Below are 13,483 nucleotides of genomic sequence, written 5' to 3'. Positions count from 1 at the left end.
CACTAATACATGCGGTCAGCCTCGGATGACGTTGTCAGCGAGCGTCGCCCGCACGTCGCCCCGATCGCCGGCGGAGGGCGCTTTCCGGCGTTGCGGGGGAGTCACGCGCCGGCGTCGGTCAGGGTCGTCGGCGGGAGGTTCCACGCGTCCAGGCGGATCCGGCGATCCTGCGGCGGCACGCCGTCCCAGGTGGCGTGGAGCACGCGTTCCTCGCCGGGCAGCAGGTCGAACGCGTTGTCGTCCCAGCGGGCCCAGCCGGGCGCCGCCGCCGGGCGGGCGTCGAGCAGGCGCACGAACGGCACCACCGGGCCCGCCTCGTGGCGCAGCCGCAGCGTCCAGGTCGTGTCGCCGGTCTCCAGCTCGGTGGTGACGCGGGCCTCGGGCAGCGTGAGCAGGTCGGCGAAGCCCGGGCCTGCGGTCAGGACGTACCGGTTGGTGATGGTACGCCGGTTGGTGAGGGTGCGGCGCTCGCCGCGTACGGACAGGTCGAGCACGAAGCTGCCCGGCCCAGGCGCGCACGTGATCGTTCCGACCTCGCCGGGGGCGGCGGCCGTCCAGCGCCGCTCGGCCCGCACGCCGCCGTCGAGGCCCAGCACGCGCGCCTCGACCTCGGCCGGACCGCCCTCCCACCAGGCCCAGACGACCGCGCGCAGCTCGTGCGCGCGCGGCGCGGGCAGCGCCGCGCACACGTGCTCATGCCGGTACGCCCGCCGCACGTAGTGGTAGGCCGCCTTCGGCTCACCGAAGTAGTCCACGGACGCCGTGCACCAGCCGTTCGGGAACGACTCGTTGAGCTGCCACGGCAGCACCCCGCAGCTCTCGGGGCGGCGCCTGTTGGCCTCGACCGCGTACCGCAGTCCGTCGGCCTGGAGGAACTGGCTCGCCCGTGACAACGTTCCCAGGTCCTCGATGGCGTCGCCGAACGCGGCGCGTACCAGGGGCTCGTTGTTCCACCAGCGGCCGAGGTGGTCCCAGATCGGGTTGCGGGTGGTCGGCAGCCGGTGCTCCGAGGCCGGCACCACCGACTCGATCGCCCGCAGGTTGCTCATCCCCTCCACCCCGAACTCGCTCAGCAGCAGCGCCCTGCCCTCGTCATAGAGGCGGTAGTGGTCGTCCAGGCCCTGGTGCTCCCACGGGCCGTGCACGTCGTGGTGCTCGGGCCCGGTGCGTACGCTCTCCAGCGTGTTCCCGAACACCGGCCCCGTCGGGGAGGTCGGCAGCCAGTGCCGGTCGGGGTCCAGCCGGGCCACCACGCCGTGCAGCGCCGCCAGCACCGGCGAGTCCGCGTCCTTCAGCGGCACGCCGTCGGCCCGCTGCAGCTCGTTGCCGCCGCACCAGATCGCGAGGCTCGGATGGTTGCGCCGCGCCGGGACGATGCGCTCCGCCTCGGCCGTCATCCTGGCCACGAACGCGGGGTCGTCGCTGGGCAGGCTCTCCATGCCCGAGCTGGACTGGGCGAACTCCTGCCAGACGAGGATGCCGTACGCGTCGCACAGGTCGTAGAACGCCTCGCTCTCGATGAGCCCGCCGCCCCAGACGCGCAGCATCGTCACGCCGGCGTCGCGGGCGAGCGTGAGGAGGTGGCGCAGTTTGTCCTGGTCGACGGCGCCGTAGAGCGCGTCGGCCGGCACCCAGTTCCACCCCTTGATCGCGGTGGGCCGGCCGTTCACCGCCAGCCGGTACGGGAGCGCGTCCGCCGGTGCCCCGGGATCACGGGTGAACCGCACGTCCCTGAACCCGATCCGGGTGTCGCGCCGGTCGCTGACCTCGCCTTTCGCGTCGCGCAGGATCGTGGTGAGGGTGTAGAGGCAGGGCTCGCCGTGCCCGTTGAGATGCCATCGGCGGGGATCGTCCACGGTGAGCGTGGTACTGCCGCGGGGCGGAACGCCCGCCTCCGCCACGACCTCGCCTTGAGCCGTACGAAGAACCAGCTCAGCCCAGCCTTCTTGGTCGGCCGCATCCGTATCAAGCCGAACGACGACCTTCCCGACCTCCCCCTCGATGCTGGCCCGCGCCCACACGTCAACCAGCCGCAGCGCCTTGGTCGTTCGCAACCGCACCGGCTGCCACAACCCCTGATGTACGAGCCGCGGGCAGAAATCCCACCCGTACCCCATACGCCCCTTGTGGACGTTCACCTTGGCCGTGTACCCGACCTGCGGCTCACTGACCGGCGCCGGCTCCACCACGACCGCCAGCGCATGCTCCCCACCGACTTGCCCGGTGACCTCGACGACCAGCGGCACGTAGGTGCCTTCGTGCACCGCGACCCGCTCCCCGTCGAGGTAGACGGCCGCCGCATAGTCGATGCCGTCGAACTCGAGAAACACCCGCTCGCCGGCCTCCGGCGTGGGCATGACGAGCCGCGTCCGATAAACCCACGTCCGCTGAGGCACCCACTCGGACAGCATGCTCTGCCGCCCGACGTACGGACTGACCGCCTCCCCGGCCGCGACCAGATCAGCCAGCACACTCCCGGGCACCTTCGCCGGCACCCAGCCCCCGGTGTGCCCCTCCCGGGCATGCAACTGCGCCCGATGCAACTGCCAGTCATCCCCGAGAAACCCCCGAAGCTCCCAGCCCTGATCAAGAACACGTACGGAGGACATGGGCGCCTTTCGCGGTATGGCAACGTTCCCACACGATGCTAGGCCCGCCCCGTCCAGGAGGTCAACGACAGGATCCGTATGCACAGTAGAAGGTGCCGGCGAGAAAAGCACTGGAGCGCGAAAAGATATTGATCAAGGAGGCCGTGGATCACTTGGAAACCGCCATTGAGAAGGATGCTTTGGCGGCGGCCACCGATCACGTCTGCGGATATGTCAGCGAGGAGACGTGGACCGAGCTCACCAGACGCTGGAGCGGGAAGCGCTGCCAAACGTCGGCGCAGATCGCGCGGGCGTGGATGAGTGGCCGCAAGCCGCCGCCAATAGTGCGGGCTGGGTGCCGCCCCCAGCGCTATTGTGCTGGGACAGCTCGATTCGAAGAGGGGTCTTCCTGGCAGTGAGCCCATGGCACGAACGCATCAGGGGGCGCCGCACTCGTAACCCGCTGGGTGAGCTGCATCCGCCGGCCACCGAAGCAGAGGTACGGGAGTTTGAAGAGCGGCTGGGTGTGGAGCTGCCGACGAGCTACCGGCAGTTCCTGATGGTCGCCAACGGCTGGGGCGGCGACGATGACTGCCGCCTGCTGCCTCTGCAAGAGGCCGGGTGGCTGCGTGACGTCGATCCGTCGATGGCCGAGGTCTGGTCGACGCCCCTGTGTGTCCCCGACGAGCTCTATTTCGTCTACGGACCTGATCAGGAGTCCATCCATTTCAGGGGGGAGTACGTGCCCGACACCCTTCTGGCCGGTTATTGGGACGATGGCGTGGCGCTCCTCAATCCGCATGTCAAGAGCGCCGAAGGTGAGTGGGAGGCCTGGTATCTCGCGCCCTGGAAACCCGGCGCCACGCGCTACCGGTCCTTCTGGGATCTCGCCATGGACGAGCTGAGCCTGCGCTACCCGAGTTAACGGTTGCGGCGGACCTGCTTCTTCTCGTCGATGACGGCGAGGGCGTCGGCGATGGGGCCGAGGTGGGTGAGCTTGTCGGGGTTGACGATCGAGCGGATGGTCTGGATGCGTCCGTCCTGGATGTCGAGCGTCCAGACGTTGAAGATGCGGCCGTCGCGGTCGCGGATGATCGCGCCCGGCTGGCCGTTCACCTCGGTCGGCTCCAGCGCCGCGCCGATCTGGGCGAACGGCGGGATCATGACGGCCAGCACCTTGGCGACCTTCGTGTCGCCGAACAGCGGGATCGTGCTGCCGATCTTGCCGGCCCCGTCGTTGACCAGCTGCACGTCGGCGGCCAGCAGCTCCTGCAACCCCGCGACGTCCCCCTCGCGCATCGCGTGGAAGAAGCGCCCGGCGAGCTGGTCGCGGGCCCGGCGGTCGGCCTCGAAGCGGGGCCGGCCCGCCTCCATGTGGCGGCGCGCCTGCACGGCGAGCTGGCGGCAGGCCGCCTCCGACCGGTCCACGGCGGCGGCGATGTCCCGGTAGCTGAAGGCGAACACCTCGCGGAGGACGAACACCGCGCGTTCGAGCGGGCTGAGCCGTTCCAGCAGGATCAACGCCGCCATCGACAACGAGTCGGACAGCTCCGCCGACCGCTCGGGGTCCTGGTAGGGGTCGGACAGCAGCGGCTCGGGGAACCAGGGCCCGACATAAGCCTCACGCCGTACGCGGGCGGAGCGCAGCACGTCGATCGAGATCCGCGTCACCGTCGCCGACAGGAACGCCTTGGGCGAATCGGGCCGGGTCGCGGAGCCCTCGTAGCGCAGCCAGGCTTCTTGGACGGCGTCCTCGGCCTCGCTCACGCTGCCCAGGATGCGGTAGGAGATCGCGAAAAGCAGCGGCCTCAGTTCCTGGAACTCCTCGACGCGGGTCACGCCGACCATTGATATCACCATCCCGGACAAAAGGGGCATGTGTCGCAGCTCACACGTCCGGGAGCTCACAGGTTCACGGGGCTGTCTCGTCTTGGAGGTTGAAACGGCTGACAGCGGCAAACCACAAGGAGCACATCATGCAGAAGGTCTGGTTCGTCACCGGCTCGTCCCGCGGCCTGGGCCGCAACTTCGTACAGGCCGCCCTGGAGCGCGGCGACAAGGTCGCCGCCACCGCCCGCAGCACCGAGAGCCTGAAGGCGCTGGCCGACACCTACGGCGACGCCGTCCTCCCCCTGGAGATGGACGTCACCGACAGGGCCGGCGTCTTCGACGCCGTGCAGCGTGCCCACGAGCACTTCGGCCGCCTCGACGTCATCGTCAACAACGCCGGGTACGCCCAGGTCGGCGCCGTCGAAGAGCTCACCGAGCAGGAACTGCGCGACCAGATGGAGACCAACCTGTTCGGCGCGGTGTGGGTGGTGCAGGCCGCGCTGCCGTACCTGCGGGCACAGCGCTCCGGGCACATCATCCAGCTGTCCTCCGCCGCGGGGATCATCGCCATGCCGCTCGGGGGCGCGTACCACGCCTCCAAGTGGGCCCTCGAGGGCCTGAACGAGGCGCTCGCCGGCGAGGTCGCCGAGTTCGGGATCAAGCTGACCATCATCGAGCCCGCCGGGTTCGCCACCCGCGACGGCAACAACCCCGACCCCCTCGCCAACGGCCACATGGCCAAGCCCGACCCCGCCTACGACGGCCTCCGTCAGCGGCTCGGGGCGATGGCCGGCAAGATGCCCGCGGGCGACCCGGCCGCCGCGGCGCAGGCCCTGCTCAAGCTCGTGGACTCCGACAACCCGCCGGTGCGGGTGCTGTTCGGGAAGGGGTTCCAGCTGATGATCGAGCAGGCGTACGCCGCCCGCCTCAAGACCTGGTCCGACTGGCAGGACCTGTCCATCGAGGCCCACGGCGACCTCGAAGCCCGCTGACTCGGGTGAGAGGCCGTGCGCACTGGCGGCGTCCAGGCCGTCCCGAGAGCGGGACGTCTCTGGACGTCCGCACGGTGGTCACGGGAGCAAAGCTTCCACCCGTCCGTACGACGATCACCGCGGCGCCTGAGCCTCTGCCGAACCTTCCAGGCCGGCCGTTTCAATGACGGGGCACGAGACCGAAGAATGCGCTCCCATCAGCGCCTTGGATCAGGCTCTCTTCTTCGTCTGGCTCTTCGCGCCGGTCGGCTGCGTCCTGCTGGGTGCGGTGATCACGATGATCCCCCGACGTATGCGGCGCACGCGCTTGACGGCGCTCTGGCTTGTCCCGCTCTGGCCGCTTTCGGTCGTGGCGGGCGCGGCGCTGACGTATGAGCTCTACTGGCCGTTGTCCGACTGACCTGGCAGTTCGAGGCTCCGGTCATCCATGGCGAGCCGCTCGTCGGGCGTCGGCATCCTCGACCAGCACACCCGCATCGTCCCGGCATCTGCGATGCCGAAGCCCTCCGGCGGGATGATCCACATTCGGACGATACGCCCGTAGGGCCCCGACGGTCCTCAGCGGTGTCGGTCCTGGTCTCTACTCTCAGGTGCATGGGAGTACGCCGTCCTGCACACCTTCGACGCCGCCGGCCATCACCTCGACTCTCGCATCGAGGGGACCGGCGCTGAAGACGACCATCGGGCAGCCGTCGACCTCGCGAACGAGCGACTCGATCACTGGCTCGAGGCGCTTCCCGGGTTCCGCTTCGACGACATCGCCATCCGGCCCTTCCAGCGCACGTTCGACGGGGTCCTGTTCGGTCTGGTCATCGAGACCTTCGAAGGGATGGAACACGCCGAGTTCTACCCGGACAACATCGGCTTCTACGAGCCGTGGGACGGCATGTACGACACCTGATCAGGCCCTCCCTGATGATCCCGGAGGGCCTGTCGTACGGAGCGGCGGCCGACCGGCGCGGAGCGGCCGCCGGGCCAAGGGTCTTCCGTGACCTATGTGAACGCTTCGTGGAGCTGCGTCATGGTGCTCTCGACGCGGCTCTTGTCGCCGACGACCACGTAGGTCTCGTAGGTGCGCTCGTCCCCCTGGTCCATGGCGCCGCTGGGGCTCGTCACCTGGATGGTGTTCTCGCCGAAGTGGCCGTTGTAGTCCATGGGCGGGCGCGTCATCGTGTAGTAGTACGCCTTGTCGCCCTGGACGTCGGGCTTGACGTACATGCCGAGGCAGTAGCGCTCATCAGCTGTGCAGCGGACCATGGGGTCCTTGCTCGTGTGCGACTCCGTCGGCTGCGCCGACAGCTGCCGCAGCTGGGGGCTGTAGGAGTAGACCTTGGTGAAGTCCGGCTGCAGGTAGGCGACGAAGGCGCTGCTGAAGTGGTCGTACGGCTCGTCCTCCGAGGTGATCGTGGCGGCGGCGCGGAAGACGTTCTCCAGCCCTTCCGCGTCGTGGTCGGGAGCCATCTCGATCTTGGTTTTCAGCCAGTACGGCGACAGGCCCATCGTGTACGGCACACGTGCCGGCTGGCGGTCGGCGGGGCGGCAGCCGCCCCAGCCCGGCTGCGTGTCCGTCAAGGTCATGAACATCGCCGGCCGCTGCTCCGTACGGATGGAGCTGCCCGACCTGGCCATGGTGTAGAGCGCGCTCGTGCTGGGTCCGTGGTAGGGCGGCGGCTTGCCGTCGTCGTCCCTGCGGGCGCCGGCCTGCGTGGGGTTGTAGCACTCGCTCGCCTCCTGACCGTCCTTCCAGGCGTGGAAGGCGTACTGGAAGGCCGCGCCGTGGCCGCCGCTGGAGATGAACTCCTTCTCGTTCACCTTGACCGACGCGATCGCGCCGGCCAGCGCCGTCGAGGTCGTGACCGACAGCTCGTTGCGCCCGTCGACCAGCGCGGACACCGTCACGTCCGGAAAAGTCCGGTCGTAGTTGTTCTTCGAGGCGCACTCGGTCTTGTACGTGAGCACGAAGTCGTCATATTCCGGACTGTCGGGTGGCGGCGCCACACACGTCTCCGGCACGGCCGTCGCCGCCGCCGGTAAGGCCACGGGAACAGCCACCGCGGCCAAGCCCAGGACCGCCGCCAGCACGGCCCTTCGTCGGTTGGATGTCATGATCGAATAGAACCAGGTCCGGGGACCGCGGCGGCCTCTGTTCATGAAAGCCAGAAATGTTGGACGCGCCAACACCTCATCGTCAAGCCGCACATTGTGTTCGAGCGCGGCCACGCTGTCGAGACGGCGCCCTGTTGGATGCTGTCGTTCCTCCAGGTCAAGGTGGCGCGGACGCGCCGCCGTTCTGTCCGCGACGCCTTCACGACCTCCGCCACATCCACGCCACGACCCTGCTCCTCGCCGGCTTCCCCGTCCATGTCGTCGCGGCCGTCCTGGTCACGCCGACCCCCCGATCACTCTCCGCGTGTACAGGGCTCCGGCGCGCATGGCAGGGAGCCTTCACCGCAAGGACAGGGCGCATCGGGACCAAGCCTGATCTACAGGGACTGGTCCCAGGGGGCGGGAGGGGTGCCGGGTTGAAAGGTGCGCTTGAAGTCGGGACACTCCACGAGCGGCTCGTGCGTACAGGTCGAGGCATGGCGGAGGCCGTCGCGCATGCGGATCAGGCGAGCGATGTCTTCCTCCAGTTCCTCGGCCTTGCCGATCATGCGGGTGCGTAGCTCCAGGTCGCCGGGGGTTGCCCGCAGGAATCTGGCGATCTCGGCGATGGTGAACCCGGCGCCGCGTGCGCAGGTGATGAAGGCGAGGTGATCGAGGACCTCGGAGTGGTAGGTCCGGCGCAACCCGTTGCGGCCCGCCGGGGAGACGAGGCCCCGCTTCTCGTAGAACCGCAGCGCCGACGCCGCCAGTCCGGAGCGCTCGGCTACCTCTGCGATGTCCAGCAGTTGCTCGCCCACCATGCCTCCTTGACTTGAACCGCGCTTCAACTAGCAGGCTAGCCGCCATGCAGATCCATCACCTCAACTGCGGGTCCGTACGGCAGATCGAAGCCACTTACGCGGGCCCGGCCCCCGCGCACGCCGTCAACCACTGCCTGCTGGTCGAGACCGACTCCGAAGGACTGGTCCTCATCGAAACCGGTCTCGGCCTGGACGATGTACGCGACCCCAGCCATACCCTCGGCGCCGACTGGGTTGAGATGGCCCAGCCCTTGCTGGACGAGCAGGAAACCGCCATACGCCAGATCGCCCGGCTGGGGTATGACCCCGGCGACGTACGCCACATCATCGTGACGCACCTCGATGTGGACCACTGCGGTGGCCTGCCCGACTTCCCCACCGCCCAGGTCCACGTCCTGGCGGCCGAGCTTGAAGCCGCGACCAGCCAGGCGCCCAGTTTCCGCTACCGCCCGGCCCACTGGGCACACCACCCGAACTGGGTGACCTATCCCACCGGCCCCGGCGAGGACTGGTTCGGCTTCGCCTCGCTGCAGCCCCAGGGCCTTCCGCCGCAGATCCGCCTGATCCCGCTCGGCGGCCACACCGCCGGCCACGCCGGAGTGGCGGTCCAGGACGGCGACCGCTGGCTCCTGCACTGCGGTGACGCCTACTACTACCACCGGGAACTCGGTGACACCCCCCAGCCTCACCCGCTCCTCGATCTAGTGCAAACCAGCTCAGAAGTTCACCACGATCTCAGGCTCGGCACTCAGGCTCGGCTACGCGAACTCCTCCGCCGCCACGGCGACCAGGTGTCGGTCTTCAGCGCCCACGACCCCTGGGAACTCCATCACTACCGTCATCCCGGCCAACCCTCGGTGCTGCAGTAGGTTCACAGGGCCATGCGGCAACCGGATCTGCTGCGCGAGACGGAGCGCCACCACGGGAGTGACGCGTGATCACGCGGTCTGATCCTTGCCGCTGGGCATCCGGACTGCGGCGCGCGGTCGACTGCGCTTCCCCGTAAGCCGGGGTGAGGAACGAACCCTGGCTCCTCGATCGCCCCGACCGCGACAGACCTCGACCACCCCATGGCGATCGGACGACGTCCCGCTTCGCCTGGCGGACGAAGGCTGCCGGCGACCTCGGCAGCTGACATCTTCGCCGAGTCGGTCGGCGAGGGGGGAAGAGGGCGCTTGTCAGCAGAGGTGTTAGCAAGATTTCAACATTGTCCTGACAAACACGAAGGCCCGCTCCCAGGAATCCCTGGTGGCGGGCCTTGATGCTGTGCGCGGTCGAGAGGACTCGAACCCCTAACCTTCTGATCCGTAGTGAACGGCACATCCCAAGTGGACGCGTGCACGTCCTGGTAAGACGGTGGATACGGGTCGCCAGCGTGTGATCGTGTAAGGCGGTGTTGCTGTATCGGTTGCTGTACAGCACAGGTCAGGCGCGCCGGTGCTCCAATGCCCCGCTGCCGTACGTAGACGAGCCCTCACCCGCCTGACGGAGCATCTGACACGTGATCCCCCTGGATACCACCACCACGCTCATAATCGGTGGGCGCGAAGGAGGGTAAGCAGGCGCTCGTCGATGCTTGGACTGCTGGTCAGCCTAGGACCTCACCCAAGCGTCGCAACTCTCCATTGAACTCTTCGATGACCAAGTCATCTGCGGTGACTATCAAGTCCATAGATACTCTCACCGGCTGGCCTTGAGCCAGCATCTCGGGCAGTTGCTCTGCCATCGCTATGAAGCTCTCTATGAACTGGCGAATCTCTCGAAGCGGTTGGTCAGAGAAGGACGCTGCCAGCCGAAAGGCACGAGTGAATTCCGAGGGAACACTCAAGCTTCTGAGATGAGCCGACCAATCAAGTAGACCTTCATATATATGGAGAAGCTTTCGCGCGAGATGCTTTATGCGTTCCTCGTCGCCCGCCTGGCCAGGCTCTCCGAAAGCACGGTTCTGCGCGGAGCAGCTAAATATAAGCTCGATTGCAGATATTATCTCTTGAATTTCACTGAACTTCGCTTCAAGATAGGAAGGAGCACTTTCCGGATCGATGTGTTTTCCGCTCCGAGCAGCATAGCCAAGCTCATGGTCATGCCACTTATCCAGCAAAGCACGCTGACCCATCTGCAGTTCGCTCGCGAATAGAATATACTCCCAAGCCGGAGGTTTTTCCGATAGAAGCCGCATCTGCTCGCTAGAGGAACGTGGAACCACCGGTAGTGCGATGGTAAGGAGACGCTCCTCGCCGTCGTGCGGCCTGAGCTTTTCTAGAATAAGACCCACCAGATCTTCGGGCGCAATGCCGCGCAGATCAATATAAGCAACGGTAGGCGATAGTCCGGGAATTTTCGTATCATCAAACCTGGCAGGAAGGATATACTCCTCATTGGCATTAAGGGCTCGCGCTTGCGCGTTTCTACGTTCGTGCGATGTCCATACTTTGGCCGCATACTCAGCCGATGCAAAAAGCACGCAATATTGCGCAGCTTCCTGGTATATATGACTGAGGTGCTCGTATAGGTCTTTACCCCAGAGCGTTGCCTGCTCGTAGGCGTCGAAGAACACTCGAACACCCGCGCGGCGAAGACCGGCGGCTACAAGCTCAACGTAAGCACGCTGCTCACCCGCATACGAAAGACATACATCGTATGCGTAACCTGAATCTGGCGACAGAGCCACAAGCCCAGTGTAGAACACCCATAGCACACAACGTGTCTCCCTGAGATGCCTAGAAGATTCCGGACAGCCAGCTACATAAGCTGACATTAGCCTGAAAGAGGTACACCAGTTGAATTCGTAGGGTCGGTCATGGTTTTGCCGCGACGTCGAGGGTGAGTCCGGTCTGGGTCAGGCATCCGGTGAGTAGGTGAGGCCGGTACTGGATCTTCTTCAGCTTGCGTTTGACGAGCCGGACGAGGCCGTCCAGGTCGGCAACAAGGAAGTTGGCCAGTTCCCGTACAAGCGACTTGAAGTACTTGCGCCGCACAATAGGTACGGAGCTGCTGCGTGGGCTCGTCCCGACGTTGGAGAACGCGGTGCGGTCCGCGCCTGCTGAGCGGCAGGCCGAGTTGTTCGAGCTGCTGGCGGTCACCTACCAGGCGTGTTCGGCGTCGTTGGCCAAGTTGGGTGAGCCGGAGGCGGCGTGGATCGCGGCCGATCGGGCCATCAGCGCGGCCGAGCGTGCGGGTAACCCGTTGATGATGGCGGCCGGGGCGTTCCGGCTGGGGTTCGTGTTCCTGGGGGCGCGTCATTTCGATCAGGTGGAGGAGACTGCGCGGACCGCTGCTGAGGCGCTGTGGTTCCTGACCGATCAGGGCAACGTGGAAGCGATGTCGCTGTGGGGTGGACTGACGTTGCAGCGGGCGGTGGCGGCTTCGCGGCTCAATCAGGCCGATGTCGCCTACGAGCACCTGTCGCGAGCCCGCGAGATGGCCGCGCGGGTCGGTGAGGGGCGCAACGACTACAACACCGAGTTCGGGCCGGCCAACGTGGCGCTGCATGAGGTGGCGGTGGCTGTGGAGGTGGGTGACGCCGGGCACGCGTTGCGGATCGGGACCGCGGTGGACGCCTCGACGTTGTCGGCCGAACGACGGGCGCGGCTGGCTGTCGATCTCGCGCGGGCGCATGCGCAGCGCCGCCAGGTGGACGAAGCGGTCGCGCGACTGCTGGAGGCCGAGAACGTCACGCCGGAGCAGATTCGCAACCACCGGGTCGTGCGGCAACTCGTCTCTGACCTGGTGTCCATGCAGGATCCGGCGTCCTCTGAGCTACGGGAGCTGGCCGAGCGAGTGGGCGCGTAGAAAAAGTACGTGTCCACGTACCTGACCTTCACGACCAGAACGGGCACACCGATCGAGCCGCGGAACTTCAACCGGGTCTTTGAGAGCCACTGCCGCCGAGCGGGTGTTCCGCGCATCCGCGTCCACGACACCCGGCACACCTGTGCTTCACTCCTGGCCGCCCTCGACGTCCACCCACGCGTGGCCATGCGCATCCTGCGCCACTCGCAGATCTCGATGACCATGGATATCTACACTCAGATCCCCAGCCCCGAAACCCGTAAGGCGCTTGACCGGCTCAATCAGAGCCTCGACCGTTCAAGCGAGACATAACTAATCTCTCGGTACCAAACATAGGTCCTCTGGGGGTATCCCAGAGGACCTATGTGTGTGCACCGGACCCCGTCATAACCCAAGGGATATGCCGGACTGGCTACGGTGGTCATTTCGCTTTTCGCCGCCTGTGATTCAAAAGGATGGAGCTTCCAGCGAGGGGCTCAGTTCACTATCTGCCGGATGCAGCGGAGGGCGGATGACGCACCCTGTGATCTGTGAACGGGCCAAGGGGCACAACTGCAAGTGTTCCGCCTGTGGAGGGACGAAACATAACTGGACCAATGATCTCATGTTGGCCCGAGACCCTTCTCCCGCTGATCGTCAGCAGGCGAGAGATAACAGTGATCGAGCCTGGGCCGAAGCTCAACAGAAGTCGCCAAAGTCCAGACGGATAGCAGCCACCGATAGCGCCACGGTCGACCTCGTTGACTGGCTATCCGAAAACCCGGACACCATCGACTGTATCCAGGAAATCGGAGACATCCTCGCCGGCCCCGTAATCCAGGAGCTCGATAAGAGGTTCGGCGGGAGCAAGCCGCGAGAGATCAGGAGGCAACTCAACAGTCATTTATGGTGCGACCTTCTCGTCGCCGTGGCCGAGGCTATCGAGAAGCTCTCGAAGGCCATGGACCGAGTCCCGGAGTACGTGACGACGGTCATCCTGCAGTCCCGGAAGGCCGAGGGTCGCAGCGTTCTGCTCGATGCTTTGGTGGGGCTCGCCGTACGGACAGCATGGGAGCCCATCAAGAGCATGATCCACACGACGGGGATCGAGGAGGTCCAACGAGGATGCCGGATCCTCGCCGTCCTGATCTGTCCCGCGCCCGAGAATCACAAGGCCGTTCAGGACGGCGCCCTCCTTCCCTTGGCGAAGGAGGGGTTGTTGGAGACCAGCAGGGAGCGGCTTGAGCAGGTCTTCCCCGAGGATTGGGTGCGCCGCCTACGAGAGGGCCTCGTCGGTGCTGAGTAGAGCGGCCGGCGTCCCGTCGGCATGAGCTGTTCGCGGGGGATCGGCTGTGCCGGGCTGCGTTGCTGTACGACGCTGCTGTACGGCCACGAA

14 protein-coding genes are annotated in these 13,483 nt (G+C 66.4%); 7 read left to right on the top strand and 7 right to left on the bottom strand.

All coding sequences use genetic code 11. The annotated features are described in order from the left end of the window. Positions 1–101: 101 nt before the first annotated feature. Positions 102–2,609 (bottom strand): glycoside hydrolase family 2 protein, encoded by a 2,508-nt coding sequence (locus ACFFR3_RS36030; RefSeq protein ID WP_379484597.1) that lies wholly within the window; start codon positions 2,607–2,609, stop codon positions 102–104. A 226-nt stretch (positions 2,610–2,835) separates the two neighbouring features. Between ACFFR3_RS36030 and ACFFR3_RS36025 the strand changes: the two genes are divergently transcribed. Then, positions 2,836–3,513 carry an SMI1/KNR4 family protein gene (locus ACFFR3_RS36025; protein ID WP_364368410.1) on the top strand — a complete coding sequence of 226 codons (678 nt, stop codon included), beginning with the start codon at positions 2,836–2,838 and terminating at the stop codon, positions 3,511–3,513. Here the strand turns inward: ACFFR3_RS36025 and ACFFR3_RS36020 are convergent. Further along, positions 3,510–4,436 (bottom strand): RNA polymerase sigma-70 factor, encoded by a 927-nt coding sequence (locus ACFFR3_RS36020; protein WP_345393597.1) that lies wholly within the window; start codon positions 4,434–4,436, stop codon positions 3,510–3,512. The two genes, ACFFR3_RS36025 and ACFFR3_RS36020, sit on opposite strands and share 4 nt — an antisense overlap. 128 nt (positions 4,437–4,564) lie before the next feature. On the opposite strand from ACFFR3_RS36020, the gene ACFFR3_RS36015 reads away from it, so the two are divergent. Continuing rightward, on the top strand, positions 4,565–5,410 hold the full coding sequence (locus ACFFR3_RS36015; RefSeq protein WP_345393600.1) for an SDR family NAD(P)-dependent oxidoreductase: 846 nt from the start codon (positions 4,565–4,567) through the stop codon (positions 5,408–5,410). Positions 5,411–5,615: 205 nt separating this feature from the next. Next, positions 5,616–5,810: a hypothetical protein gene (locus ACFFR3_RS36010; RefSeq protein WP_345393603.1), complete on the top strand. Its 195-nt coding sequence runs from the start codon at positions 5,616–5,618 to the stop codon at positions 5,808–5,810. 186 nt (positions 5,811–5,996) lie between these two features. Here ACFFR3_RS36010 and ACFFR3_RS36005 read toward each other — a convergent pair whose 3' ends face one another. The 3 genes from ACFFR3_RS36005 to ACFFR3_RS35995 form a co-directional block, all read right to left on the bottom strand. Further along, on the bottom strand, positions 5,997–6,248 hold the full coding sequence (locus tag ACFFR3_RS36005; protein ID WP_345393609.1) for a hypothetical protein: 252 nt from the start codon (positions 6,246–6,248) through the stop codon (positions 5,997–5,999). A gap of 155 nt (positions 6,249–6,403) precedes the next feature. Next, positions 6,404–7,516 (bottom strand): hypothetical protein, encoded by a 1,113-nt coding sequence (locus tag ACFFR3_RS36000; protein WP_379484596.1) that lies wholly within the window; start codon positions 7,514–7,516, stop codon positions 6,404–6,406. 377 nt (positions 7,517–7,893) lie between these two features. Then, on the bottom strand, positions 7,894–8,316 hold the full coding sequence (locus ACFFR3_RS35995) for a MerR family transcriptional regulator (RefSeq protein ID WP_345393615.1): 423 nt from the start codon (positions 8,314–8,316) through the stop codon (positions 7,894–7,896). 44 nt (positions 8,317–8,360) lie between these two features. Between ACFFR3_RS35995 and ACFFR3_RS35990 the strand changes: the two genes are divergently transcribed. Then, positions 8,361–9,185, top strand: a complete 825-nt coding sequence (locus ACFFR3_RS35990; RefSeq protein ID WP_364368398.1) for an MBL fold metallo-hydrolase — start codon at positions 8,361–8,363, stop codon at positions 9,183–9,185. A 719-nt stretch (positions 9,186–9,904) separates the two neighbouring features. On the opposite strand, the gene ACFFR3_RS35985 is transcribed toward ACFFR3_RS35990, so the two are convergent. Together ACFFR3_RS35985 and ACFFR3_RS35980 are read right to left on the bottom strand one after the other, a co-directional pair. After that, positions 9,905–11,074 carry a toll/interleukin-1 receptor domain-containing protein gene (locus ACFFR3_RS35985; protein WP_379484595.1) on the bottom strand — a complete coding sequence of 390 codons (1,170 nt, stop codon included), beginning with the start codon at positions 11,072–11,074 and terminating at the stop codon, positions 9,905–9,907. Positions 11,075–11,114: 40 nt separating this feature from the next. After that, positions 11,115–11,399, bottom strand: a complete 285-nt coding sequence (locus ACFFR3_RS35980; protein ID WP_379484594.1) for a hypothetical protein — start codon at positions 11,397–11,399, stop codon at positions 11,115–11,117. On the opposite strand from ACFFR3_RS35980, the gene ACFFR3_RS35975 reads away from it, so the two are divergent. From ACFFR3_RS35975 to ACFFR3_RS35965, 3 genes are all read left to right on the top strand, one after another. Further along, positions 11,377–12,108, top strand: coding sequence for a hypothetical protein (locus ACFFR3_RS35975; protein ID WP_379484593.1), 732 nt, complete (start codon positions 11,377–11,379; stop codon positions 12,106–12,108). The two genes, ACFFR3_RS35980 and ACFFR3_RS35975, sit on opposite strands and share 23 nt — an antisense overlap. 9 nt (positions 12,109–12,117) lie before the next feature. Then, on the top strand, positions 12,118–12,420 hold the full coding sequence (locus ACFFR3_RS35970) for a tyrosine-type recombinase/integrase (RefSeq protein ID WP_345393627.1): 303 nt from the start codon (positions 12,118–12,120) through the stop codon (positions 12,418–12,420). A 292-nt stretch (positions 12,421–12,712) separates the two neighbouring features. After that, entirely contained in the window at positions 12,713–13,393 is a 681-nt protein-coding gene (locus ACFFR3_RS35965; RefSeq protein WP_345393630.1) for a hypothetical protein, read from the top strand. Positions 13,394–13,483: the final 90 nt, after the last annotated feature.

The sequence above is a fragment of the Nonomuraea salmonea genome, from assembly GCF_042428605.1.
Taxonomy (GTDB): domain Bacteria; phylum Actinomycetota; class Actinomycetes; order Streptosporangiales; family Streptosporangiaceae; genus Nonomuraea; species Nonomuraea salmonea.
The sequence above is the reverse complement of the archived record's forward strand: the minus strand, read 5'-3'. Positions and strand labels throughout refer to the sequence as shown.

What these genes read in the sequence shown, in the direction of transcription:
- ACFFR3_RS36030 (WP_379484597.1), bottom strand. Translation starts at nt 2,609, where the DNA reads ATGTCCTCCGTACGTGTTCTTGATCAGGGCTGGGAGCTTCGGGGGTTT.
- ACFFR3_RS36020 (WP_345393597.1), bottom strand. Translation starts at nt 4,436, where the DNA reads ATGGTCGGCGTGACCCGCGTCGAGGAGTTCCAGGAACTGAGGCCGCTG.
- ACFFR3_RS36015 (WP_345393600.1), top strand. Translation starts at nt 4,565, where the DNA reads ATGCAGAAGGTCTGGTTCGTCACCGGCTCGTCCCGCGGCCTGGGCCGC.
- ACFFR3_RS36000 (WP_379484596.1), bottom strand. Translation starts at nt 7,516, where the DNA reads ATGACATCCAACCGACGAAGGGCCGTGCTGGCGGCGGTCCTGGGCTTG.
- ACFFR3_RS35995 (WP_345393615.1), bottom strand. Translation starts at nt 8,316, where the DNA reads ATGGTGGGCGAGCAACTGCTGGACATCGCAGAGGTAGCCGAGCGCTCC.
- ACFFR3_RS35990 (WP_364368398.1), top strand. Translation starts at nt 8,361, where the DNA reads ATGCAGATCCATCACCTCAACTGCGGGTCCGTACGGCAGATCGAAGCC.
- ACFFR3_RS35985 (WP_379484595.1), bottom strand. Translation starts at nt 11,074, where the DNA reads ATGTCAGCTTATGTAGCTGGCTGTCCGGAATCTTCTAGGCATCTCAGG.
- ACFFR3_RS35965 (WP_345393630.1), top strand. Translation starts at nt 12,713, where the DNA reads ATGTTGGCCCGAGACCCTTCTCCCGCTGATCGTCAGCAGGCGAGAGAT.